Source organism: Ruegeria meonggei (assembly GCF_042768335.1).
GTDB lineage: Bacteria > Pseudomonadota > Alphaproteobacteria > Rhodobacterales > Rhodobacteraceae > Ruegeria > Ruegeria meonggei.
This window is the reverse complement of the sequence record NZ_JAXHBT010000001.1, coordinates 1,227,525-1,251,858: the sequence shown is the minus strand read 5'-3', so window position 1 is coordinate 1,251,858 and position 24,334 is coordinate 1,227,525. Positions and strand designations below refer to the sequence as shown.

At 58.5% G+C, this 24,334-nt stretch carries 24 protein-coding genes and 2 tRNA genes; 10 read left to right on the top strand and 16 right to left on the bottom strand.

Annotated elements, in window-relative coordinates:
• Window positions 1–4 precede the first annotated feature (4 nt).
• The gene (locus tag SJY13_RS06225; RefSeq protein WP_377188995.1) at window positions 5–1,408 is read left to right on the top strand and encodes an MATE family efflux transporter; all 1,404 of its coding nucleotides are present in this window, start codon (window positions 5–7) and stop codon (window positions 1,406–1,408) included.
• A 9-nt stretch (window positions 1,409–1,417) separates the two neighbouring features.
• Here the strand turns inward: SJY13_RS06225 and SJY13_RS06220 are convergent, their stop codons facing one another.
• From SJY13_RS06220 to SJY13_RS06185, 8 genes are all read right to left on the bottom strand, one after another.
• Entirely contained in the window at window positions 1,418–2,515 is a 1,098-nt protein-coding gene (locus tag SJY13_RS06220) for a M56 family metallopeptidase (RefSeq protein WP_377188992.1), read from the bottom strand.
• Window positions 2,502–2,897 (bottom strand): BlaI/MecI/CopY family transcriptional regulator, encoded by a 396-nt coding sequence (locus SJY13_RS06215; protein ID WP_085821872.1) that lies wholly within the window; start codon window positions 2,895–2,897, stop codon window positions 2,502–2,504. The genes SJY13_RS06220 and SJY13_RS06215 overlap by 14 nt, the downstream gene beginning before the upstream one ends.
• A 66-nt stretch (window positions 2,898–2,963) precedes the next feature.
• The gene (locus tag SJY13_RS06210) at window positions 2,964–3,368 is read right to left on the bottom strand and encodes a DUF2160 domain-containing protein (RefSeq protein WP_377188988.1); all 405 of its coding nucleotides are present in this window, start codon (window positions 3,366–3,368) and stop codon (window positions 2,964–2,966) included.
• An 8-nt stretch (window positions 3,369–3,376) separates the two neighbouring features.
• Window positions 3,377–4,174 (bottom strand): carbohydrate ABC transporter permease, encoded by a 798-nt coding sequence (locus SJY13_RS06205; RefSeq protein ID WP_085821870.1) that lies wholly within the window; start codon window positions 4,172–4,174, stop codon window positions 3,377–3,379.
• A complete protein-coding gene (locus tag SJY13_RS06200) occupies window positions 4,171–5,034 on the bottom strand; it encodes a carbohydrate ABC transporter permease (RefSeq protein WP_085821869.1) in 864 nt (287 codons plus the stop codon). The genes SJY13_RS06205 and SJY13_RS06200 overlap by 4 nt, the downstream gene beginning before the upstream one ends.
• Entirely contained in the window at window positions 5,031–6,107 is a 1,077-nt protein-coding gene (locus SJY13_RS06195) for an ABC transporter ATP-binding protein (RefSeq protein WP_377188984.1), read from the bottom strand. Before SJY13_RS06195 ends, SJY13_RS06200 begins: the two co-directional genes overlap by 4 nt.
• A gap of 1 nt (window position 6,108) precedes the next feature.
• The gene (locus tag SJY13_RS06190; RefSeq protein WP_377188981.1) at window positions 6,109–7,158 is read right to left on the bottom strand and encodes an ABC transporter ATP-binding protein; all 1,050 of its coding nucleotides are present in this window, start codon (window positions 7,156–7,158) and stop codon (window positions 6,109–6,111) included.
• Window positions 7,159–7,241: 83 nt separating this feature from the next.
• Window positions 7,242–8,981: an ABC transporter substrate-binding protein gene (locus SJY13_RS06185; RefSeq protein ID WP_377188978.1), complete on the bottom strand. Its 1,740-nt coding sequence runs from the start codon at window positions 8,979–8,981 to the stop codon at window positions 7,242–7,244.
• Between the two features lie 310 nt (window positions 8,982–9,291).
• Between SJY13_RS06185 and SJY13_RS06180 the strand changes: the two genes are divergently transcribed.
• Genes SJY13_RS06180 through SJY13_RS06150 form a run of 7 tightly spaced genes read left to right on the top strand, consistent with a single transcriptional unit; the run spans window position 9,292 to window position 16,678 of the window.
• The gene (locus SJY13_RS06180; protein ID WP_085821865.1) at window positions 9,292–10,653 is read left to right on the top strand and encodes a V-type ATP synthase subunit B; all 1,362 of its coding nucleotides are present in this window, start codon (window positions 9,292–9,294) and stop codon (window positions 10,651–10,653) included.
• Entirely contained in the window at window positions 10,631–11,236 is a 606-nt protein-coding gene (locus tag SJY13_RS06175) for a V-type ATP synthase subunit D (protein ID WP_377188975.1), read from the top strand. Before SJY13_RS06180 ends, SJY13_RS06175 begins: the two co-directional genes overlap by 23 nt.
• Entirely contained in the window at window positions 11,233–13,029 is a 1,797-nt protein-coding gene (locus SJY13_RS06170) for a V-type ATP synthase subunit I (RefSeq protein WP_377188972.1), read from the top strand. Before SJY13_RS06175 ends, SJY13_RS06170 begins: the two co-directional genes overlap by 4 nt.
• Window positions 13,026–13,469: an ATP synthase subunit C gene (locus SJY13_RS06165; RefSeq protein WP_085821863.1), complete on the top strand. Its 444-nt coding sequence runs from the start codon at window positions 13,026–13,028 to the stop codon at window positions 13,467–13,469. Before SJY13_RS06170 ends, SJY13_RS06165 begins: the two co-directional genes overlap by 4 nt.
• Entirely contained in the window at window positions 13,469–14,146 is a 678-nt protein-coding gene (locus SJY13_RS06160; protein WP_377188969.1) for a hypothetical protein, read from the top strand. The genes SJY13_RS06165 and SJY13_RS06160 overlap by 1 nt, the downstream gene beginning before the upstream one ends.
• A gap of 1 nt (window position 14,147) precedes the next feature.
• A complete protein-coding gene (locus SJY13_RS06155) occupies window positions 14,148–14,840 on the top strand; it encodes a hypothetical protein (protein WP_377188966.1) in 693 nt (230 codons plus the stop codon).
• Window positions 14,837–16,678 (top strand): V-type ATP synthase subunit A, encoded by a 1,842-nt coding sequence (locus SJY13_RS06150; protein WP_377188963.1) that lies wholly within the window; start codon window positions 14,837–14,839, stop codon window positions 16,676–16,678. The genes SJY13_RS06155 and SJY13_RS06150 overlap by 4 nt, the downstream gene beginning before the upstream one ends.
• A gap of 9 nt (window positions 16,679–16,687) precedes the next feature.
• Here the strand turns inward: SJY13_RS06150 and SJY13_RS06145 are convergent.
• The 6 genes from SJY13_RS06145 to SJY13_RS06120 form a co-directional block, all read right to left on the bottom strand.
• Window positions 16,688–16,762: transfer RNA gene (locus tag SJY13_RS06145), tRNA-Glu, on the bottom strand.
• A gap of 22 nt (window positions 16,763–16,784) precedes the next feature.
• A tRNA-Glu gene (locus tag SJY13_RS06140) sits at window positions 16,785–16,859 on the bottom strand.
• A 99-nt stretch (window positions 16,860–16,958) separates the two neighbouring features.
• Complete coding sequence (gene recJ / locus SJY13_RS06135; protein WP_377188960.1) at window positions 16,959–18,701, bottom strand: single-stranded-DNA-specific exonuclease RecJ; 1,743 nt, start codon at window positions 18,699–18,701, stop codon at window positions 16,959–16,961.
• A 92-nt stretch (window positions 18,702–18,793) separates the two neighbouring features.
• Window positions 18,794–19,777 carry a class II fructose-bisphosphatase gene (gene glpX, locus SJY13_RS06130; RefSeq protein ID WP_377188957.1) on the bottom strand — a complete coding sequence of 328 codons (984 nt, stop codon included), beginning with the start codon at window positions 19,775–19,777 and terminating at the stop codon, window positions 18,794–18,796.
• 69 nt (window positions 19,778–19,846) lie between these two features.
• The gene (locus tag SJY13_RS06125; RefSeq protein WP_377188954.1) at window positions 19,847–21,133 is read right to left on the bottom strand and encodes a homoserine dehydrogenase; all 1,287 of its coding nucleotides are present in this window, start codon (window positions 21,131–21,133) and stop codon (window positions 19,847–19,849) included.
• 128 nt (window positions 21,134–21,261) lie between these two features.
• Entirely contained in the window at window positions 21,262–21,510 is a 249-nt protein-coding gene (locus SJY13_RS06120) for a hypothetical protein (protein WP_085822019.1), read from the bottom strand.
• A gap of 98 nt (window positions 21,511–21,608) precedes the next feature.
• On the opposite strand from SJY13_RS06120, the gene SJY13_RS06115 reads away from it, so the two are divergent.
• Window positions 21,609–22,196, top strand: coding sequence for a TetR/AcrR family transcriptional regulator (locus tag SJY13_RS06115; RefSeq protein WP_377188950.1), 588 nt, complete (start codon window positions 21,609–21,611; stop codon window positions 22,194–22,196).
• 20 nt (window positions 22,197–22,216) lie between these two features.
• On the opposite strand, the gene SJY13_RS06110 is transcribed toward SJY13_RS06115, so the two are convergent.
• Window positions 22,217–23,128 (bottom strand): pirin family protein, encoded by a 912-nt coding sequence (locus tag SJY13_RS06110; RefSeq protein WP_377188947.1) that lies wholly within the window; start codon window positions 23,126–23,128, stop codon window positions 22,217–22,219.
• A 158-nt stretch (window positions 23,129–23,286) separates the two neighbouring features.
• Between SJY13_RS06110 and SJY13_RS06105 the strand changes: the two genes are divergently transcribed.
• Window positions 23,287–23,757 carry a hypothetical protein gene (locus tag SJY13_RS06105; RefSeq protein WP_377188944.1) on the top strand — a complete coding sequence of 157 codons (471 nt, stop codon included), beginning with the start codon at window positions 23,287–23,289 and terminating at the stop codon, window positions 23,755–23,757.
• Here the strand turns inward: SJY13_RS06105 and SJY13_RS06100 are convergent.
• The gene (locus tag SJY13_RS06100; RefSeq protein WP_377188941.1) at window positions 23,744–24,331 is read right to left on the bottom strand and encodes a TadE/TadG family type IV pilus assembly protein; all 588 of its coding nucleotides are present in this window, start codon (window positions 24,329–24,331) and stop codon (window positions 23,744–23,746) included. The two genes, SJY13_RS06105 and SJY13_RS06100, sit on opposite strands and share 14 nt — an antisense overlap.
• Window positions 24,332–24,334 lie beyond the last annotated feature (3 nt).

Sequence of the window (24,334 nt, the reverse complement as noted above, 5' to 3'; positions counted from 1 at the left end):
CGGTATGGCAACACAATCCGAACCTAGGGCGGTTTTTCTGACCGGCAGCCTGATGCGTCACGTGACGCGTATGTCGTTGACCACCAGCATTGGCCTGATGGCGATTTTTGCGGTCGATTTCGTCGATATGATTTTCATCTCCATGCTGGGCAATGACGCTTTGGCGGCTGCGGTCGGCTATGCGGGAACGCTGTTGTTCTTTACCAATTCCATCAATGTTGGCCTATCGATCGCGGCCGGAGCGCTGGTGGCCAAGGAACTGGGTGCCGGGCGGTCGGAACAGGCTCGCCAATATGCGACCAGCGTGGCAATTCTGGGCATTCTGGTCGGTTTCACCGTGTCTGTCAGTGCTCTGTTTAACCTGCCCTTTTTCCTGTCCATACTGGGGGCCGAAGGTGAGGTACTCCGCCTTGCGGCGCGTTATATAACAATCATTCTGCCGACCATGTGGGTGATGGCTTTGGCCATGACGGGAATGGCTGTGTTGCGCGCGCATGGCGATGCGCGCCGATCAATGCAGGCCACGATCTATGGCGGCGTGGTAAACGCTGTGCTGGACCCGATCCTGATCTTTGCCGTGGGGTTGGGCTTGGATGGGGCGGCCATAGCTTCGGTCATTGCTCGCATTTTCATATTAGTCGCCGCAATCCGGCCCGCGCTGCGCGTGCATCGTGGCTTCGCCCGGCCATCGCTAAAACAGGTGGTTTCGGATTTGGGGCCAGTGCGCGCAATTGCTATCCCTGCTGTATTGACCAACGTGGCCACCCCCATCGGCAATGCAATCGTTATCCGCGAAGTTGCTCAGTTCGGAACCGATGCGGTGGCCGGGATGGCTGTCATAGGGCGGTTGACCCCCGTTGCGTTCTCGGTCGTGTTTGCCCTCTCGGGAGCCATTGGTCCCATCGTCGGGCAAAATTTCGGGGCAGGGCAATATGACCGTGTGAAGAATGCCTTTCTGGCCGGTGTCAAATTCACCGCCGTTTACGTCTGCCTAATGGCCGCCACGCTTTTCCTGCTGCGCGCGCCCATCGCCGACCTGTTTCAGGCGCAGGGCGAGACCCGGGCGCTGATCTATTTGTTTTGTGGTCCACTGGCGCTGGCGTCGTTTTTCAACGGGGTGATCTTTGTGGCCAATGCCAGTTTCAACAATCTCGGGCATCCGGTGTATTCGACCTGGGTCAATTGGGGGCGGCATACTTTGGGCACATGGCCTTTTGCCGTGGCCGGTGCCTATATCGCAGGCGCGCCCGGTGTGCTGATCGGGCAGGCGTTGGGCGGCGTTATCTTTGCGGTGATCTGCTGGGTATTGGTCCGCCGGGTCGTGTCCACTCTGGCGGTACCACAACCGGTTGATCCCTTTGCAGGGCAAACCCGGTTGCAGGCTCTGTTTGGGCGGCGAGGTTGGTAGAGGCCTGGGCTAGTTGCCCTGATTGCGCGCTTCCAAGCGTTCCAGATTGACCACAGTGGACAACATCAGGCGATCATGGGTCCAATCCTCGGTCTGTTGAACCGAGGCAGCACCCAGACCCAAAACCGTGGCGAACACCAGTGTCATGCCAAGGAACATGACCGGCATTGAGGACTGAACCGCTGGCGCATCTGCTAGCGCAATAACCCGCTGGCGCAGCACACGTTTCGCCTTGCCGCCTGTAACCAGAGCGACATTCAGGACCCGCGGGCTGCCACGCACCACGGTGCGGGCGCAATAGTCCAGTAGGCACGAAGTATAATCCCTCGCGTCAATTCCAGAACGGGCAACGACGGATTGATCGCAGGCCAGCTCTCGCAACCGATCGAACTGGTATTTCAACGACACGTAAGCCGGGTTCCAGAACAGAAGCGGGCGCAACAGTTCAAAGCCCAGCTCCCATTCGACATCCCCGGCACGCACATGCTGAAGTTCATGCGCAAGGGCAAAGCGCAGTTCGCGCGGGGTGTCCAGCAGATGGCTGGGCAGGACAACATGACGTCTGCGCAGGCCCCGCACTGCGAACGGAACGGCGATGCGGTCAGACAGGCGGATGTCCACCTTGGCCGAGTGGCGCCACAGAAAGCTGTTGTTGACTGTGTCCCGGATCGCCAGCCCGTCGCGGACAATGCGCAAGGCATAGGCCAAGGAGGCCAGCGCCATAAGCGCGAGGATCGCAGACACGATTTGATACTCGCCGCTGAAGATCACCTCGCCCCATCGCTGGCGCGTGTTCAGCAGCGCTTCGAACTGGGTCGCAGGCATCGCAATGTCACCGCGCAGATAAGCCGCCACGGCGATATCGCCGATGGCTACCGGCCCCCCGGCCGGGGCGTGTGCAGCCAGAGCGGACACGCCAAGCGCCAGAAGAGGGCTGAGAACAACACACAAACAAAGTGCCTTGAGCGCGCGCAGCTGTGCCACAAAACCGTGGCTCAGTGTCGTTTTGGACAGGACGCCTCGGGCAACCAGCCACACAATGGCCGCAAGGACCAGGACCAGGTTCAATTCCAGATACGCGTCGAGAACCGGTTTAACCGCTGTCATTTTGCAGTCTCCTCTCTACCAGTGCCCGAATATCCTCCAAATCGGCTTCGCTCAGCCCTGCGTCGTCGACCAGACGCGCCACCAGCGAGGCGGGCGTGTCGTCGAACAACGTGCGGGAGAGGTTCTGCAGCGATCGCGCCTGATACCTGTCTTTCTCCAGAAGCGGTGTATAGATCAGCGTCTTGCCGTCCTTGCGGCTTTCGACAAAGCCTTTTTCGTCGAGAATTCGCAGGATGGTCGCGCCGGATGTATAAGCCAGATTGCGTTCCGGGGGCAGGCGATCAAGCACGTCACGGACCGAGCCCTGACCCAGTGCCCAAAGTTCGTTCATGAACTCAAGCTCCACTTCGGTCAGCAGGTTTGTTGTTTTTTTCTTTCGCATCGGTCTTTCATGTCGCATTTTTTATTATGCCTGACAGACAAGCATCCTTTCGCCATTTCGCAAAGCTCAAACTTTCCAGAACACGAAGATGCCCCAGCCCACAGACAGGAAGAGCGGCGTCCAAACCGGCTGACCCACCAATCCAAGCCACGCCAGAAAGATATAGACCGAGCCCAGAAGGGTGATGAACAGCCGATCGCCCAATGTGGTCGTCAGGCCCAGCACTCCGCGCCGTTCGATCCCGTCGCGGAACTTTGTGCCTTCGAGTATGCCAATCAGGGCAATGGCCGAGAAGATGCCCACGAACACCGCCAGTGTTGCCGGGGTCCAGGCCATCCAGAAATCCGGCCACAAAGGCGCGGTCCAGGAAAACCCTTTTTCCTCTTGCTGGCCGACGCTGCCCCACCCGGCAGTCTGAGCCAGCGTTGTTGTCGGGAAAAGCAGGGGGAGGGTGAGTAGGAGTTTACGCATATCGAACCTCACACACGGCCCATCGCGAAACCACGCGCGATGTAGTTACGGACAAACCAGATGACGATGGCGCCGGGGATGATGGTCAAAGTGCCGGCAGCAGCCAGCAGGCCCAGCTCGTACCCCGCGCTGGAGGCCGTGCGTGTCATCACGGCCGCGATGGGTTTGGCCTCAACCGCCGTCAGGGTCTTGGCCAGCAGCATTTCCACCCAAGAGAACATGAAGCAGAAGAAAGCCGCCACGCCCACACCCGCTTTGATGTTGGGCAGGAAGATCGTCACGAAAAAGCGCGGGAAGGAATAGCCGTCTACGTAAGCCGTTTCATCCAACTCTTTTGGGATGCCGCGCATGAAACCTTCCAGAATCCACACCGCCAGCGGCACGTTGAACAGCGTGTGTGCCAGCGCCACTGCCAGATAGGTGTCGAACAGACCGATAGAGGAGTAGAGCTGAAAGAACGGCAGCGCGAATACGGCAGCCGGGGCCATCCGGTTGGTCAGCAGCCAGAAGAACAGCTGTTTGTCACCCAGGAACCGATACCGCGAGAACGCATAGGCCGCAGGCAAGGCAACACAGACCGAAAGCACCGTGTTCAGCGTCACATAGGTGATCGAGTTGATGTAGCCCCAGTACCACGTTGGGTCGGTGAAGATCGTGGTGTAATTCTCCAGCGTAAATGTTTGGGGAAAAAGGGAAAAGCCCGACAGGATCTCATTCGTGGTCTTGAAGGACATCGCCACCAGCCAATAGATCGGCAGCATCAGGAACGCGATGTAAAGTATCGGGATGATGGAACGCTTTTTCATTCTGCGTCATCCTTTGTCATCAGAGTGTAGAAGAGCCACGACACAAGCAGCGTGATGGCGAAATAGATCAGGCTCATCGCTGCCGCAGGGCCAAGGTCGAACTGTCCCAGCGCGATCTTCACAAGGTCAATCGACAGCAAAGTGGTCGAGTTGCCGGGGCCACCGCCGGTCAGAACAAACGGCTCAGTGTAGATGTTGAAACTGTCCATGAACCGCAGCAGGATGGCGATGGTCAGAACCGTCTTCATCTTGGGCAATTGGATATACCGGAACACCGACCACGGGCTGGCGCCGTCAATCTTGGCGGCCTGGTAATAGGCGTCGGGGATCGACACAAGGCCCGCATAACACAGCAGGACTACCAGCGAGGTCCAGTGCCAGACATCCATCACAATGACTGTAATCCATGCCGACAGAGGCTGTTGGGTCATGTCATAGTTGATGCCCAGGACGTCGTTCAGGAAATATCCCAGCAGGCCGATTTTAGGCAGGGTAAAGATGTTCCACATCGAGCCCACAACATTCCACGGGATCAGCATCGGTAGGGCCATCAGAACCAGACAGACCGGTACCCAAAAGCCTTTGCGCGGCATGGACAGGGCGACGATGATGCCCAAGGGCACCTCGATGATCAGGATCATGAAGGTAAACAGGAACTGTCGCCCCAAAGCGGCCTGAAAGCGATCGGATCTCAGGATTTGCTCGAACCAGCCCAGCCCCTCCCAGAAGAACTGATTGTTGCCAAAAGTTTCCTGCACCGAGTAATTGACCACCGTCATCATCGGCACCAGCGCGTTGAAGGCCACCAACGCCAGAACCGGCAGGACAAAGAACCAGGCTCTTTGATTTTCCGTTCTCATCTGCCGCGCTCCTTGGTTGCGATCCAGCCGTCGCGGTACACGCGCGATTGTTCAGGTTTGAATTTCAGGAAAACATGTGATCCCGGGTTGGGTGCGTTGTGTTCGGCGACAGCCTTGAGGGCGGTATTGCCGACCATAGCGCTGACCACATAGTGGCGGCCAATATCGGCGACCTTGGTCACTTGCGCGGGGATACCGGATTCTCCAAAGCTCACATATTCCGGACGAATGCCCAGATCGGTGCGACCGCCGTCGCCATGGGTTGGGCCTTCCAACATCACTTCGTGGCCTTCGAAAACAGCGCGGTCGCCTTTGGCTTCGCAGGGCAGGACGTTCATGCCGGGCGAGCCGATGAAATGGCCGACAAATGTGTGCTGAGGGCGCTCGAACAGCTCAACCGGCGTGCCGATCTGAACCACTTCGCCGTCCTGCATCACCACAACCTCATCCGCGAAGGTCAGCGCCTCGGTCTGGTCGTGGGTCACGTAGATCATCGTCGCTTTGACACGCTGGTGCAGTTCTTTCAGTTTTGATCGCAGCTTCCATTTCAGATGCGGGTCGATCACGGTCAGCGGTTCGTCAAACATCACCGCGTTGACATCGTCACGGACCAAACCACGACCCATCGAGATTTTCTGTTTGTTATCCGGGCTCAGACCCGACGCGCGGGTGCTCAGCATGTCAGAGACGTCCAGCATCTCGGCAATCTCATCCACGCGGCGTTTTATCGTTGCCGCATCGACGCTCCGGTTCTTTAGCGGAAAGGCCAGATTTTCACCCACGGTCATGGTGTCGTAGATCACCGGAAACTGAAACACCTGCGCAATGTTGCGCTGATCTGGGGGCAGGGCGGTCACGTCGCGATCATCGAACAAAATCTGCCCCTGGGACGGGGTCAGCAGGCCCGAGATGATATTCAGCAGCGTGGACTTCCCGCAGCCCGACGGTCCCAGCAGCGCATAGGCCCCGCCATCGCGCCAGGTGACGTCGATTTCTTTCAGCGCATAATCCTCGGGCCCTTTGGGCGATGGCATATAGCTGTGGCGAAGGTTTGAAAGCTTGATCTGCGCCATGTCAGGCCACCCTTTGGCCGTCTTGGCCGAAATACCGGCAATGGGCCGGGTTCATGTAAAATACGTGATCTTCTCCTACCCGATAGGGATGTACGCCGGTCGCCAGTGAGACCCAGGCATCCTCGCCATGCTGGAAATGTGCGCTGGAATCCGAGCCCGAAAGCTCAGTCACTATGACCCGACCGGTCAATTCTACATCCGCGTCCGTGGTCCGGAGCGGCGTCACACGATGAGGGCGGACCGCTACTGTGTATTCACCATCTGCGATATCGGTAACCGTCCATTTTCCGCCGCCTGCCAGATGCGCCTGCGTGCCTGACACGGTGATGTGGCCGACATTGATGGGCGGGTCTGAAAACACCCGTGCGGCGGCGATGTTTTCCGGGTTGCGATAGATGTCTGCGGTTGGGCCGAACTGGGTCACGCGACCATCTTCCATCAGGGCGGTTTGACCGCCCAGCAGCAGTGCCTCCTCGGGCTCCGACGTCGCATAGACCACCACTGCACCGCGACCTGCGAACAGATCGGGCAGTTGTTCACGCAGTTCTTCGCGCAGTTTGTAATCCAGGTTGGCCAGCGGTTCGTCCAGAAACACCGCGCGGCTTTCCTTGGCAATTGCTCGGGCCAGCGCCGTACGTTGCTGTTGTCCGCCCGACAGCTCATGTGGGCGGCGGTGCAGCATCGGGCGCAGTTGCAGCAGGTCGGCTGCCTCTTCGACGCGGCCTTCGACTTCGGATTGCGCCATGCCCGCCACGCGCAGCGGCGAGGCGATGTTGTCGAAGACGGTCATATGCGGGTAGTTCACAAAGAACTGGTGCACCAGGCTGATTTTGCGCTTTTGCGTGTTCAGCCGCGTGACGTCCTGCCCGTCCATCAGCACCTTGCCCGAGGCAATCGGATCCAGCCCGGCCATCATCTTGATAAGAGAGGTCTTGCCTGATCCTGTGGCGCCCAGCAGCACATTGAAATGGCCGGTCTGCAGCGTCAGATTAGTGGGTTTGATATGGATGACGTTGCCGACCCTTTTGGTCGCGTCCTGTAATTCGATCATGTCGGTGGATTCCGGTCTTTCAGTGCAACGCACTGGTCTTGGGGTGGGGATGCCTGAAACGGCACCCCCGGGGTTTCAAAGGCTTACTGAGACTGCCAGCGCTGAACCAGTTCGTCATAGTTGACGGTCTGGCCCTGCGGCTTTTCGTTGTCCAGCTTGGCCTTGGGCGAGCCCGCCTTTTCCAGCCAGAAGGCGGGATCCTGCGGTTCGTTCAGGCGCGGGCCGCAGCCACCGTAGACACCGGCGCTTTCATCCGCGGCCTGCATACGGGCCATGGTGATGTCCATCTCTTCGGCCAGACGGTCCATCGCCTCTTGCGGGGTGAAGGCGCCCGAGTTCACGTCACCGATCTGCTGCCACCAGATCTGGGCCAGCTTCGGATAGTCCGGCACGTTGATACCGGTTGGCGACCATGCCACACGGTCGGGTGAGCGGTAGAACTCGACCAGACCACCCAGCTTGGGTGCGCGTTCCGTGAACAACTCGTGGTTGACCGAGCTGTCGCGGATGAAGGTCAGACCCACATGGGACTTCTTCACATCGACAGTCTTGGACGTCACGAACTGAGCGTACAACCACGCCGCCTGAGCACGATCCGCAGGGGTCGACTTCAGGAAGGTCCAGGATCCCACGTCCTGATAGCCAACTTTCTGGCCATCTTCCCAATAGGGGCCATGCGGACTGGGTGCCATGCGCCACAGAGGCGTGCCTTCGTCATCCACGGTGTTGTTGCCTTCGGACTTCGGCTTGACCATGTCGGCGGTAAAGGCGGTGTACCAGAAAATCTGCTGGGCCACGTTGCCCTGGCTAAGCGCCGGCAGCGACTGGTAGAAGTCATAAGACGCCGCACCCGGAGGTGCATAGTTCCGCAGCCACTCATCCCACTTGCGGATCGCATAGACCGCAGCCGGACCGTTGGCCGCACCACCGCGAGAAACGGATGCACCGACGGGGTTGCAGGTGCCCGCTTCCATGCGGATGCCCCATTCGTCGACCGGGATACCGTTTGGCTCACCCACATCTCCGGCTCCAGCCATCGACAGCCAGGCATCGGTCATACGCCAGCCAAGGTCAGGCGCACGTTTGCCGTAATCCATGTGTCCATAGATCGTGGTGCCGTCGACTTCTTTCACGTCGTTGGTAAAGAAATCGGCGATGTCTTCGTAAGCTGACCAGTTGACCGGAACACCCAGATCATAGCCGTACTTCTCTTTGAATGCGGCTTTGTTGGCCTCATCATCGAACCAGTCCTTGCGGAACCAGTAGAGGTTGGCGAACTGCTGGTCGGGCAGCTGATACAGCTTGCCGTCCGGACCGGTGGTGAACTGAATGCCCATGAAGTCATCTAGATCAAGCGTCGGCGAGGTCGTGCCTGCCCAGTCGCCTCCCATCATATCGGTCAGCGGATAGGCCAGTTGCAGACGCGAATGCGTGCCGATCAGGTCACTGTCATTGACATAGCCGTCATACAGGTTCCGGCCGGTTTGCAGCTGGGTCTGTACAGCCTGAACAACTTCGCCTTCGCCAAGAATCTGGTGGTTGACCTTGATGCCCGTGATCTCTTCGAATGCCTTGGTCAGGACCTCGGATTCGTAAGAGTGGGTCGGAATGCCTTCTGACAGAACGTTGATTTCCATGCCATTGTAAGGCTGTGCAGCTTCGATGAACCATTGCATTTCCGCCATCTGCTCGTCTTTCGACAGGGTCGATGGCTGGAACTCGTCGTCGATCCAGCGCTGTGCTGCGGCTTCGTCGGCCCAAACGGGACCGTGCCCCGCAATGACGGCAGCCGCCGCCACTGCGGAAAGTAGATGTCTCCGCATCTGTTTCCTCCCAGAATTTATGGTTATCCGGCTTGAACCGGATGGCGATCAGCATCAGCGATTTTTCGCACATGTGTCAAACTAATTTTTTAGTAATTGAGGGGTAATCGCGGTAGTGCATTGTTTTTATGGGGTTATGTCTCGAAATTCGACCCCGGCTTGACGACGCCGTAATGTCGCAGCGGATACCCGGCTTCTGTCCTTGCCAAGCTATTGATTCTTTGTAAGCTGTTTGAGAAATCACGCGTTTCGTTCGTGATTTTCCGTAAAGTGGTTTCAGATATTTCTATTGCGCGGCTGAGGATAGGTGATGTCCCAAAGTCTTTTGAAGTACACGCGTGTTCTGGAAATTGTGGGCGATACGATCAAGGTCAGGGTGCCGTTGGACGGCTCTGCTCAGGCAGTCGTTCGGTTCAACGATCTGGCCGTGATAGAAACGGTGGACGGGCACAAGACACTGGCGCAGGCGATTTTCATTGATCGGGATGTGGTTACGCTGCAGGTGTTTTCGGGCACCAAGGGAATCTCGACCGAAGCGACGGCAACCTTCCTTGGCCATCCTATGCAGACCCCGTATTCAGCCAACATTCTGGGGCGTGTGTTTGACGGGGCGGGTGAGGCGATCGACGGTGGGCCGGATCTGTCGGCAGAGCCCCGGATCGATATCGGTGGGCCGACGGTAAACCCTGTAGAGCGTGCAGTGCCGAACAAGATGATCCGCACCGATGTGCCGATGATCGACGTGTTTAACACGCTGGTGGAAAGCCAGAAGATCCCGATCTTTTCGGTCTCGGGCGAACCCTTCAATACCTTCCTCAGCCGCATTGGCATTCAGGCGGACGCCGATGTTGTGGTTTTCGGTGGATTGGGGCTGATTTTCGATGACTATTATACGTTCCGTACGTCTTTCGAGGACGCTGGCGTGTTCTCGCGGACGGTGATGTTTGTCAATCAGGCGATGGACCCGTTGGTGGAACGCCTGCTGGTGCCTGACATGGCACTGGCCGTGGCCGAAAAGTTCGCAGTGGAAGAGGGCAAGCGCGTTCTGGTTTTGCTGACAGACATGACGGCCTATGCCGATGCGATGAAAGAGGTCGGCATCAGCCAAGAACGTGTGCCATCGCAGCGGGGTTACATGGGAGACCTCTATTCTCAGCTGGCGCGGCGATACGAGAAGGCTTGTGATTACGCCAAAGGCGGGTCGGTCACTGTGCTGACCGTCACGACGATGCCGGGCAATGACGTGACCCATCCTGTGCCGGACAACACGGGTTATATCACCGAAGGGCAGATCTATTTACACTCGGGCGTGATCGACCCGTTTGGCAGCCTGTCGCGCCTCAAGCAGAACGTGATCGGCAAAACCACTCGCGAAGATCACGGCCAGATCATGAACACGATGATCCGGTTCTATTCTGAAAGCCGCGATGCCGCGCAGAAGCAGGCGATGGCCTTTGATCTGTCGGATTATGATCACCAATTGCTGAAATTCGGAGCCCTGTTCCGCGCGCGTTTCATGGATATCAACGTCTCGATCCCGCTGGAGGAGGCGTTGGATCTGGGCTGGAAAACTCTGGCGGAATGTTTCGCGCCCGGGCAGTTGTTGATGAAGCAGGCTTTGATCGACAAGTATTTCCCAAAGGATGCCGATGGCACGGTTGCAGCTGAATAAATCGTCGTTGGCCCGCCAGCAGATGCAGTTGAAAAGCTATGAGCGGTTCTTGCCGTCACTGGATCTCAAACGCCAGCAATTGATGGCGGAACGCGCCAAGGCGCGGACGGACGTCATGCGCCTGCAGCAAGAGGTTCGAGATCTGGCGCAGCAGGTCGGGGAAAAGCTGCCGATGCTGGCGCAGCAGGATGTCGATCTGAACGGGTTGGTGGAGCTGAAGGATTACAAGGTCACCGAAGTCAACGTGGTGGGTGTCAAAATGCCTGCGCTTGACCGGATCGGGGTCGCGGTGCGACCGTATTCCTTGTTGGCAAAACCGCATTGGGTCGATGCGACAGCGCAGTTGTTGCATGACATGATCGAGGCCCGCCTGCGCGTCACAGTGGCCAAAGAACGGGTGAAGATTTTCGACAAAGCTGTGGCCACGATCACCCAGCGCGTCAACCTTTTCGAAAAGGTTCTGATCCCACGGGCCAAGGCCAACATCAAGAAAATCCGCATCTATCTGAGTGATGAGCAGATGCAGGCGGTCGTGCGTTCGAAAATTTCGAAACGTAAGCACGCGCAGGAGGCTGTGTCGTGAGTGTTGCAAGGCTCAGTAAACTGTCGCTGGTTGGACCCGCCGCACGTAAGACCGATACACTTGAGGCCCTGCAGGATCTCGGCTGCATGCACGTTTTGCCGCTTGCCTCTCCGCCTGATGAGCCGGAAAAGATCAACCAACGCGGAGCGCGGGACGCCTATAAGGCATTGCGGTTTCTGACCGATGTGGCGGATACGCGCCGTCAGATTCAGCGTGATCCCGACTTCGATATGGATCAGTTTGTCCGGGATGTGCTGGATCTGATGCAACGCAGCCGCGAGATGCTGGATCGGCGGGATTTTCTGGCCCATCGGATTGCGCAGGTGCGTCCTTGGGGGGATCTGGATTTCCCGCCCGCCGACGTTCTGGCGGACAATCGGTTGTGGTTCTACCAACTGCCACTCAAGCACCGGGATGCATTGGGCGACCTGACACTGCCGTGGGCGATATTGGAGCAGGACCATCGCTTTATCTATGCGGTGTTGATTGGCCCCGATGACCCAGGCGACGACATCCTGCCGGTCCCGCGTACACACACTGGGTCGTTGCCCATTCACGAGCTAGAGGCGCAGTTGGAAGAGGCCGAGATCGCGATTGAAACCCTAGAGGCCGAGCGGGTGGCACAGACGCGCTATCTGACCCTGATGCGGCGCAACCTGTCGGCGGCGGAAAGTGCTGCGGAACTGGCCCATGCGACCCAGAAGGTGCGCGATGAAAACGCCATGTTCGCGTTGCAAGGCTGGGTGCCCGAGGATCGTATTGATGCGGTGCTGGACCTGGCCAAATCCAAGAACGGCGCCGTTTTGATCGAAAGACCCGGCCCCGAAGACATCCCACCCACATTGCTGGAACAACCAGACAAGCGCGCCGCTGCGGTAGATCTGGCGCTGTTCTATCAAGTGCCGGGCTACAAGGATTGGGATCCCAGCATCATCGTCGCCGCCTCATTCGCGATTTTCTTTGCGATGATCGTCGCTGATGCAGGGTATGGAGCGGTCATCTTTGTGGGGCTTTTGTTGTTCTGGAAACGGTTGGCAGGAACGGCCAAAGAACGATCTTGGCGGCGTTTCGGGTTGATCGTCTCGGGCGCAACGATCCTGTATGGCGTTCTGGTCGGCAGTTATTTCGGTGTGATACCGCCCCAGGGGTCAGTTTGGGCCAAACTCAAACTTCTCGACTTCAACAACTTCGGCGCAATGATGATGATCTCGATTGTTGTCGGCGTCCTGCATCTGGTTCTGGCCAACGCACTGGCCGCGCGGGCCGCATGGGGGCGGCGCAGTGCGATTGCAAATCTGGGCTGGATTGCAGTTCTGGTTGGTGGGTTCCTTGTTTGGCTTGGTTATATCAAAGGGGCCTCGCTGGTCTCGGGCGGCGCACTGGCGGGGACGGGCGTTCTGGCGATCGTGCTGTTTTCCAGCGAGCGGGTCATCAAAACACCGACCGACTGGCTGTGGCAATTCCTGGAAGGTCTGCAGAGATTGGCCGGGGCGATGGGCGCCTTTGGCGATGTGCTCAGCTATATGCGCCTGTTTGCGCTGGGGCTGGCCTCGGCCTCGCTGGCGATCACCTTCAATGATCTGGCAATGTCAGTGATGCAAGCGCTCAAGGGGCCGGGTATTCTGTTTGGCCTGCTGATCCTGATCATCGGCCATGTCCTTAATTTCGCGTTGGCGATGATGAGCGGCGTCGTCCACGGATTACGCCTCAACTACATCGAGTTCTTTAAATGGGGTCTGCCGGATGAAGGCATTGTATTTCGTCCGTTCGCCCGCAAGGAGGTTCAGGAATGAATGAGCTTGTTCTTACATTGGGTTGGCTGGGTATCTATGCCCCCATGGCATTGGGCGCAGCGGCAAGCGCTATTGGGTGCTCTATCGCCGGAATGGCCAGTATCGGAGCTATGACTGAAACGGATGGCGGATATGGCCGTTTCGTTGGGGTTTCGGCCTTTCCCTCAACAATGGTGATTTACGGCATCGTCATCATGTTCACCTTGAACCGCGATGTGACCCCCGAAAATGCGGGCGGTTTGTTTGGGATCGGCATTCTGTCGGGCATCGCGCTGATGTATTGCGGCATATGGCAGGGTAGGGCCTGCGCAGCGGCCATCAACGCGACCAAAGAGAAACCCGAAATCTTCGGACTGGCGTTGGCCCCGGCTGCGATCATCGAAGGGTTCGGTGTCTTTGCCTTTGTCTTCGCTCTGGTCATCAGCGCGGGGATCAGTTGATGGCACAGGATGATATAATCTCGCACGGGGTCGACGCCCTGATCGACAAACTGCGCAATGAAGGTGTCGCGGCCGGGCAGGCCGACGCGGAAAAGCTGCGTGGCGAAGCCAAGGCAGAGGCGGCGAAAATCCTGGCCGATGCAAGGCGTGAGGCAGAGGCCTTTCAGAAAAAGGCCCGGGTCGAATCCGAAAATTACCGCGCCGCAGGGGAAGAGGCGCTGAATACCGCCATGCGCGATGCGGTACTAACCATGAAAGCCGGGCTGACGGATCGGTTTCGCGAAGATGTCGAGCGTCTGGTCACCAAGGAAATGTCCGATCCGGACCTGCTGAAACAGATGATCCTCGAAGTCGTCGGCCGCGCTGCTGAAAGGGCCAATCTGGACGGCAAGGTGCAAGTGATCCTTCCCGCCAAAGTTGCCACGCAAGAGGATATCAAACAGAACGCCGATGACATTCAATCCGGCAAGCTGACGAAATACGTCTTGGGATTGACTGCCAAAATGCTGCGAGACCAGGTCGAGCTGCACGCCGCGGACAGTGCGCAGGACGGAATTCAGGTGCGGGCCGAGGATCAGGGCGTGGTGCTGGATTTGACGGACAAAGCGGTAGCCTCGCTGCTGATGGAGCATCTTCAACCGCGCTTTCGTGCGGTGTTAGAGGGGGTGATCCGTTAGCATGTCGAACCCCGACGCCTATATCGCATTGATCAGCAGCCTGCCGGGTTCAGAACGTTTGTTTGTCGCAAAACAGCCGCCCCTGTCACGGATCAGGTTGGATCGTCGGCTCAGTGCATTGACACCAAAAGACGCGCGCGTGCTGAAGGTGTTGGAACATGCGCTGAACTGGAGCGATTATGACATGGGCGTCACCGACGCGCAGGCCATCGCGCGTTGCAAAGACGCGGTTCGCGAAATCCCTCAACCAACCTTGCGCGCGTTGTTCACCGCGCGGATGGATCTGCGCACGGCCGTTGCGGCCTTGCGTCTGCGCAAACAGGGCGGCAGGCCCTCAACTGAGACCTTCGGCCTGGGCCGATGGAGCCGTCACATCCCTGCCAACTGGGCAGACCCTGGGTTTGGGTTGGAAACAGTGATGCCCTGGCTCAAAGAAGCCAAACAGCTGCTGGACGCAGATGAACCGCTGGGTCTGGAGCGGCTGCTTTTGTCGGTCAGCCACAAGCAGCTAAAGCACCATGCCGCCCGCCATTTGTTCGATTTTGAGGCCGTGGCGATCTACGTGCTGATCTGGAACATTTTCGACCGCTGGGCGCAAAGCAATGCGCCGGATGCGGCCAAACGATTTGAAAAGATGGCGCAGCAGGCGATGGCCGGCGCCGTGGAAATCGACTTTGAGGGAGCAAGAACATGACTGCCCCAACCTCAGCCAAACAAACCGCCACCGCCCGCGTTATCGCTGTGCAGGAAGGGCTGGTGCAGATTCAGGCCAACCCGGATGCTGCGGGCCATCCCGGTCAGTTGGTCAAGAATGAGGTGGTGTTTATCCGACCCACACGCTCTGGTCCGGACGGGCGTCAGGAACGGTTGAAGGCCGAAGTTCTGCGCGTGCGCGGCGACACGGCGGATGTGCAGGTTTATGAAAGCACTGATGGCGTGGCAGTGGGCGATCCGGTCGAACAATCGGGGCAGCTGTTGTCGGTCGAACTGGGCCCAGGCCTGTTGGGGCAGGTGTTTGACGGGTTGCAATCGCCACTGCCCAAGGTGGCCGCTGAATTCGGGACGTTCCTGCCTCGCGGGGCGGATGTGGCACCATTGGATACACAGGCCAAATGGTCGTTCACGCCTTCGGTCAAGGTTGGCGACACGGTCACAGCTGGCGACAGTATCGGAACCGTGCCCGAAGGGCATTTTAGCCACAAGATCATGCTGCCCTTCAATTGGGTTGGCGACTACAAGGTTGTCTGGGTCCAAAAGGGTGCCGCCACGATCCACGACATTGTCGCGCGTCTTGAGGATGCGCAGGGGGGCGAGCATACACTGACCTTGTCGCAGAAATGGCCGGTGAGACGCCCTTTGCCGGAAAGCATCCTGAAACGCGCCCTGTCCGAGCGGCTTTACCCGACCGAGCCGATCCTGACTTCTCAGCGCCTTATTGATACGTTTTTCCCAATTGCGCGCGGGGGGACGGCCTGTATTCCGGGGCCTTTTGGGGCGGGTAAGACGGTTTTGCAGAACCTGATCGCACGGAACGCCAAGGTCGATATCGTGATCGTAGTGGCCTGCGGTGAACGCGCGGGCGAGGTGGTCGAGACCATCGCCGAGTTTCCTAAGATGACCGACCCGACCTCCGGCGGCAGCCTGATGGATCGGACGATCATCATCTGCAACACTTCCTCGATGCCCGTTGCCGCGCGTGAGGCGTCGATCTTCACCGGCATCACGCTGGGCGAGTATTACCGCCAGATGGGTTATGACGTGTTGCTGATCGCTGACAGCACCAGCCGTTGGGCGCAGGCGATGCGCGAAACCTCGGGCAAGCTCGAGGAGATTCCGGGCGAAGAAGGGTTCCCGGCTTATCTGGAAAGCTCGATCAAGGGCTTGTACGAGCGTGCCGGGGCGTTGAAAACCAATGACGGTGATCTGGGCAGCCTGACCCTGATCGGCACCGTGTCACCGGCCGGCGGCAACTTTGACGAACCGGTCACTCAGTCGACATTGTCGACGGTCAAGTGTTTCCTCGGCCTGTCGTCGGAACGCGCCTACAAACGGTTCTATCCGGCTGTTGATCCGATGCTCAGCTGGTCACGCTATCTGGATCAGCTGTCCGATTGGTATGACAAGAACGCCGAGGTTGGATGGACAGAAAAGGTGCGCGATCTGTTGGCGTTGATCGAAAAGGGCGAACAAGTCGACCAGATGATGCAGGTGACCGGTGAAGAGGGTGTCACGATCGAAGATTTCGTCACCCAGCAAAAAGGCCTGTTCGTGGATATGGTCTATCTGCAGCAGGATGCCTTTGACAAAGTGGACGCAACCGTACCGTTAGAACGTCAGAAGATGACCTTTAAGCTGGTCTACGATGTCACGCAGTCAACGGCGGAATTTGCGGACAAGGCCGAGGTGCGGCAGGTGTTCACCCAGGCCACCGGGTTGATAAAGAACTTCCACTACGCAGCAGAAAACACGCCGGAATTCAAATCCATCTGGGAACAGGTGCAGGGCCTGTGCCACGAAAAGTTCGGATTGTGATGCAGAAAATGGTAGCCCGTAGGGGAATCGAACCCCTCTTTCCAGGTTGAAAACCTGGCGTCCTAACCGATAGACGAACGGGCCATTTGGACCTGACAAGCACAAGTGGTAGCCCGTAGGGGAATCGAACCCCTCTTTCCAGGTTGAAAACCTGGCGTCCTAACCGATAGACGAACGGGCCACAGCTGGCTTGTGGAGGGCCTTTTACGGTTTACCTAGCACCCCCGCAAGCCGAAAAACGCAGGGATGTGAAAGTTTTTTGGAGGCTCTGAAACCGCGATCAATTTGCCTCGGCGGCGTCCTCAAGCCTCAGCTGCACGCTCTGTCGGCCACCCCAGGTGTTGACCTCAAGCCGCCCGGCAAAATGGAACCGCGCACCGCCGTGATTGGACAGCTTGTCACCCATCGGGCCATCAAAGGCCCCAAAGGCGATGGCGTCCAATCCACCGCCCATGCCGTCGGACAGGGACAGTTTCAGATGGGTTTCACCGACACGTTTTGCAAACCGAACCTGCAGATCGGGCAGGGCATAGCGCGGGGCAGGGGCACTGGCCCCAAACGGACCTGCCTTTTCGATCTCTTCGATCAGATCCACCGTGGCCGCACCCGGCATCAGCGTGCCGTCCAGTTTCAGGTCGGCTGGGCCGCCGTCACCCGCGCCCTGTTTGGCCAGCAATTCACTTAGCCGCGCCATCGCTGGTTCCAACTGGTCGCGCATCACGGTCAGGCCCGCCGCCATCTTGTGGCCGCCGCCTTTGACCAACAGTCCTTCGGCTGCCAGCTTTTGGATTGAGGCCCCCAAATCGACGCCGGATATCGACCGGCCTGATCCTTTGCCCTCATCCCCGTCAAAGCCGATGACAATTGCGGGACGGTTGGCGTTTTCCTTCAGTCGCGACGCGACAATACCGACGACGCCGGGGTGCCAGCCTTCACCCGCTGCCCAAACCAGGGGCGCGTCCAGACCGCGGTCTTCGGCCTGATCCAGCGCGGCTGCGCGGACCGCGTTTTCGATATCGCGACGCTCGGTGTTCAGCTCATCCAGCCGTTGCGATAGGGCCTCGGCCTCGGTCATCGAGTCGGTGCTGAGCAGGCGTGCGCCCAGATCGGCCTGGCCAATCCTGCCACCTGCATTCACCCGTGGCCCAAGCAGGAACCCCAGGTGATAACTGTTTGGCGCTGCATCCATCCGCGCCACGTCGGACAGTGCCACCAGACCCGGCCTTTGCCTTTGGGCCATGACCTTCAACCCCTGTCTCACCAGTGCCCGGTTTGCCCCGATCAGGGGGGCGACGTCGGCGACGGTCGCCAGGGCCACCAGATCGAGCAGGGAAATCAGGTCGGGGCTTTCGGCGCCGGCCTCACGCAACTGCCGCCCGGCTTCGACCAGCATCAGGAACACAACACCGGCGGCGCAGAGATAACCCAGGTCGCCGCCTTCATCCTGCCGGTTCGGGTTCACCACAGCGACACAATCAGGCAATGTCTCACCACCCAGATGGTGATCCAGAACGATGACATCGGCGTCTTTAGCAGCTGCAATAGGTTCGTGGCTGAGCGTGCCGCAATCGACGCAGATGATCAGGTCATGATCTGCAGCCAAAGCCTGCATGGCTGGTACATTAGGTCCATATCCTTCGTCGATCCTGTCAGGGACATAGAGCGTGGCCTGCAAGCCCATCTGCCGCAACCAGACCAGCAGCAAGGCGGCCGAGCTGCCGCCATCAACGTCATAATCTGCAAAAACGGCGATCCTCTGCCGGACTTTGACCGCCGCCAGGAATCGTTTGGCGGCCGTTTCCATATCCCGCATAGAGCGCGGGTCTGGCAGCAGTTCTTTCAGTTTGGGATCCAGAAACCCCTGTGCTCCCATCGCCGGGACGCCACGCCGGGCCAGCACCTGACAGACCGCGCGGGGCAGGCCAGCCTGTTGCACCAGCATTTCGGTGGCGCGTTCCACGTCGGCTGTAGGGCCGACCCAGCGCCGCCCGGACAATGACTGTTCAACCCCTAGAAAGCTCATACCTTGCCTCTTATGTGCTAAGGCCGGACCCTCTCGGACCCGGCCTCTTCATCTTTGACAAATACTCTCGCTGAGGGCATCGGCGCAAGCTGTCATGCGTCGTCGTGCGGCCATGTCGGTGTACGATAGGACATGCGGCGTACCGAACCGGTTTTCGAACGCATCAGCAGCGTTGTTGTCTCAACCCAGCCTGGCTCGCGCTTGATGCGCGGCAGCAGAGAGCCGCCGGTGACGCCGGTCGCAGCAAAGATCACGTCCGCCGTCACCATCTCATCGCGGTCATAGACGCGGTCCAGATCGGCAATGCCGGCTTTGGCGGCGCGGCCGCGTTCGTCATCGTTGCGGAACAGCAGCCGACCATAGATCTGACCACCCATGCATTTCAAAGCTGCCGCGGCCAGAACGCCCTCGGGGGCGCCACCCTGGCCCATATACATGTCGATGCCGGTCACTTCGCTTTCGGCGCAGTGCATGACACCAGCTACGTCGCCATCGGTGATCAGACGGATCGAGGCACCGGTTTCGCGCACTTCGGCAATCATCGCTTCGTGACGAGGACGTTCCAGTATGCAGACAGTGATGTCAGCAGGGGTGCAGTTCTTGGCCATGGCCAGCGCTTCGACACGCTCGCGCGGGGTCATGTCCAGATTGACGACACCCTCGGGATAACCCGGCCCAACAGCCAGCTTGTCCATATAGACGTCGGGCGCGTGCAGCATTGAACCGCGCGGGCCCATGGCGATCACGGTCAACGCGTTGGGCATGTCCTTGGCGGTCAGCGTGGTGCCTTCCAGCGGATCCAGTGCGATATCCACGCCGGGGCCGTTGCCGGTGCCAACCTCTTCGCCAATGAACAGCATCGGCGCTTCGTCACGCTCGCCTTCGCCGATGACCACGACACCCGCGATGTCCAGCAGGTTCAGCTGTTCGCGCATGGCATTCACCGCGGCCTGATCGGCGGCTTTTTCATCACCACGCCCAACCAGCGAGGCAGACGCAAGAGCGGCTTGTTCGGCAACCCGGGCAAGCCCCAGAGACAGCAGGCGGTCGTTGAAATCGGTTTTGGCAGCACTCATCTTGGGTATCCTCAGGTCAGTAAAGGCGTTGTGTTCGGCATAGCCTGCGCCTTGGGCAGGCTGCAAGAGTCAAACCTCTTCAATCCGCAATGCAACAGGTTCGCCGGAAACCACATCGGTCGCGCGGAACCCTTCCAGGGCAACGTCCAATGTGGCGCGTGTCGTCTTGTGTGTAACGATCAAAACAGGCGCGGTGCTTTCCGAGTGGCCGTATTGGCGCATCCTGTCGATCGACACACCAGCGTCGCCCAGAATTGCAGCCACTTTGGCCAGCGCTCCGGGTTTGTCGAACAGGGCAAGACGCAGGTAATAGGGGGCTGGCAAGCCGGTTATTGCCGGGGTCGCCTCTTGAAGAGAGGTTGCAGGGCGGCCAAAGGTCGAGATTTGCAGCCCGCGCGCCAGATCGCATACATCGCCCATCACCGCACTGGCAGTTGGGCCTTCGCCCGCGCCGGGGCCGCGCAAGACAACCTGATCAACCGCGTCGCCTTCAATCACGACCATATTGGTGCCGCCTTCCAACTGACCCAGGGCGGATGCACTGGGCACCAGACAGGGTTGCATGCGTTGTTCAAGACCGCGCGCGGATCTTTGCGCCACGCCCAGCAGTTTGATCCGATAACCCATGTCGGCGGCCTGATGAATGTCATCCAGGCTGATGTGCTGAATGCCCTCGATCTGTATTCCGTCGAAATTCGGCTTGGTGCCAAAGGCAATCGAGGACAGTAGTGCCAGCTTATGCGCTGCGTCGATCCCGCCCACGTCCAGGTTGGGGTCAGCTTCCAGATATCCCAGCTGCGCACATTCCTCGAACAGCGCGTTGTAACCCTGTTCCTGCGACTGCATTCGGGTCAGGATGTAATTACAGGTGCCATTCATCACGCCCATGACGCGCGTGATCTCGTTACCTGCCAGCCCTTCGGTCAGGGATTTGATCACCGGGATTCCACCTGCAACGGCAGCTTCGAACCGGATGACACGACCGGTGGCTTCGGCCTGTTCGGCCAGATCCTGACCGTGAATGGCCAGCAAGGCTTTGTTCGCTGTGACCACGTCCTTGCCGCTGGCCAGCGCCGCCTCGACCGAGGCTTTGGCGGGGCCGTTTTCACCGCCCATCAGTTCGACGAACACATCGATGTCGTCGCGTTTAGCCAGCGCCACCGGGTCGGTTTCCCAAGCGTAATCGGACAGGTTCACGCCGCGATCTTTGGCTGCGTCCCGTGCTGATACAGCAGTGATCACTATCGGTCGGCCGGTGCGCGCCTGCAGCAGATCGGCATGGCGGCGGACGATTTTCACGACACCCAAACCTACGGTTCCCAAGCCCGCAATTCCCAGCCGCAGCGCCTGTGTCATCCCGTGGGTTCCTTTCCGCTCGAATTCCTGTTGTTCAGGCTGTGCGCCCGTTTAGCGCTGCCTTACCGGGTTTGGGCCAGGGGTGCAATGCGTCGCGGTCCAGGACGGGGCTGTGAAAAGGCCGGCTGTCAGTCGATTTCCACATTTTGCAATTCTTCTGACTTCTTCTGCAGCGCCTCGCGCCGCGCAAGAAGGTCTTCTTCGACCTCTGCCGCCTCGTTCACAGGGTCGATTGGGGGGCCGAGGTTTTCCTGCAATGGAATAAGCTTAGGGTAGCGCGCGGATTTGACATCGGGCTGCTCCCGGCCTTCAAGTTCGGGGAAATTCGTGCATCCCGCACAGGCAAGAAACAGGATCAGCAAAGGCAGGGGCTTCATGCGCAACCTTTCAAGGACAATTGCAACCGTGATGCACCTTTTGCCCATTTGGTTCAAGCGGGGTTCTATCTGAACAGGCGTTCAGATACGGTGTGGCCATGGCACGTACTCAGGGTTCTCATTCCGACATCACCGGCCCGCGCATCCGCGAAGCGGCGTTGGCATTGTTCGCACGCCATGGGTATGCGGCGGTGTCCATGCGCCAGATAGCAGCCGAGGTCGGTGTGCAGGCCGGGGCGCTTTATAATTACACGCCGGATAAACAGAGCCTTCTGTTCCGTCTGATGTACGAACATATGCAGGATCTGATTACGGCCTACGCAGATCAGGACCAAACCGAAGACGCGGCCGAGGCGTTGCGCCAGTTTGTTGGATTTCACATACGCTTTCACCTGCAGCGCCCGGACGAGGTGTTCATCGCCTATATGGAGTTGCGCAACCTGTCGTCCGATAACTTCGCCCAGATTGAGGCGCTGCGCCGGACCTATGAAAACGCGCTGGAGGCTATTTTGCGCAGAGGGCAGGCGGCAGGCGCGTTTGACATTGCAGACACCAAGATCGCCACGTTCGCCGTGATAGCGATGCTGAACGGCGTGATGACCTGGTATCGGGCAGGCGGACGGTTGTCGCTGGACGAAGTCGAACAGGCGTATTGGGACATGGTGCACCGGTCTGTGACGGCCTGATTCAGTGGTACGGCACGCGCCTAGTGTGCAGGGCGAATGAACGTACCGTTTCGCAGCTCGCTGAAGGCTTGTTCAAGCTCGGCCCTTGTATTCATGACAATGGGGCCATGCCACGCCACCGGCTCATCAATTGGCGCGCCCGAGATCAGCAAGAACCGCACCCCGTCGGGGCCGGCTTGAACGGTGATCTCATCCCCTGTGCCAAAGCGCACAAGGGTTCTGTCGCCGGACATGTCGCGGATATTGACCTCTTGCCCGGCCACTTCCTTCTCAAGAAGAACGCCAGCGGGTTGTGATGCATCTGCAAAGGCGGCTTGTCCCTGGAAAACATAGGCAAAGGCGCGGCGGTAGGTGTCGATCCGAAAGGTCTTTTTAACCCCAGCCGGAACCTCGATGTCCAGGTATTGCGGGTCAGCTGCAATACCGTCTACGGGGCCAATCTTGCCCCAAAACTGCCCCACGATCACGCGCACTGTGGTGCCGTCGTCGTCGGTGATCTCAGGTATCTCTTTGCTTTGGACATCCTGATATCGGGGAGCTGTCATTTTTTGATCTGACGGAAGATTTCCCCACAGTTGAAACCCATGCATCTGACCCGACAGGTTACCCTTGGGCATTTCCTGATGCAGGATACCGGACCCTGCCGTCATCCACTGAACATCCCCCGCACCCAACGTCCCGCTATTGCCCAGCGAATCCGAATGCTCAACCGTTCCGGCCAGCACATACGTGATCGTTTCAATGCCGCGATGAGGGTGCCATGGAAATCCCGCCTGGTAGTCCTGCGGTTGATCGTTCCGGAAATCATCAAACAGCAAAAACGGGTCCAACTCGGACGGGTCCTGAAACCCAAAGGCACGATGCAGTTTAACGCCTGCGCCTTCACGTGTGGGAACGGATTTCCGGGTTTCCAGGGTGGGTCTTAGGGACATTGTGGCCTCCTGCAGCAATGGGTCAGATGTAACCTGTGGACAGGATGCGTCAATTCGCAGGAATGAACGGAGAATGTGCAAAAACCCGCAGTCACTTTCGCCTCTGTCTTTCCCGGTGCAAAGCCGCTAAACCCGGTTGAAAAGAGCAGGGGATACGCATGCAACAGGAAGTTCTGGCAACGATCAAGGCCTCAGGCCCCAGACGCTGGCTGGGTGTTGGCATGCTGAGTGTCGTAGGAGGTCTGTCGATCTTTGTCGCACTGGCCAACCCGCCAGAACCGCAATGGGTGCTGTTCCTGCTTGTGGTTGGGGCTGCTGCGTTCTGGCTTGCGTATCGTATGTGGAGCGCGACCAACGAGTGGATTGAGTTGACCGAAACCGAGCTCAGAACCGGGGCAGGGCATCTGATCGCCAATGTTGAGGATATTGAGACCGTGGATCGCGGCGTCTTTGCGTTCAAACCGTCGAACGGTTTTCTCGTAAAGACTCGCAGCAGCGCAAGGTATCACTGGGCGCCTGGCCTGTGGTGGCGACTGGGGCGACGAACTGGAATCGGCGGCATGACGGCAGCCGCCGAAAACAAGTTTATGTCAGAAATTCTCTCTGCAATGATTGCTAGCAGGACGTAACGGACACGTCTGCTGCGATTTCGTTAGTGAAACGCGGCCGCGTGAATACGAAGTTGGTAAAGACTTTGTCTCTCGAAACCCATCCGTCACTCAGGATCGTTTCAAACACCGGTTCGTAATCGTTTGATGTCTCGACAATGATCAAAGTATCCTGATTGGGCATGGGCGGAAGATTGTCGCGCATGTTTCCAATGTTGGCGTTGGTCCAGATTGCACCGTATCCGCACTGCGTCGACCACCGAACGTAGTGGCGATCATCATCCTCATCAAACACAACCAGCGTTACACGCAGTTTCAGTTCGCTGTTATTGCTCACCATCCGCTGCATGAGTTCATGCAATGACTCGATGTAAGTATCTGTAATCTGTTGTGTTTCACGCGAAATCAAGTCACCAACAGTGTAGGCGGCCTTTAGATTAGAGGCGCTTTGACGAAATCCGTCGAAAAAGGTGAAGGCGCCGGTTATGGTCCAAACCAACATCGGAAAGATTATGACAGCGTCCACGGTCATCATCCCGCGTTCATTACGCGAAAACGAGCCCAAGCGCCGGCGGATTCTTGAAAACAATCGCATGTT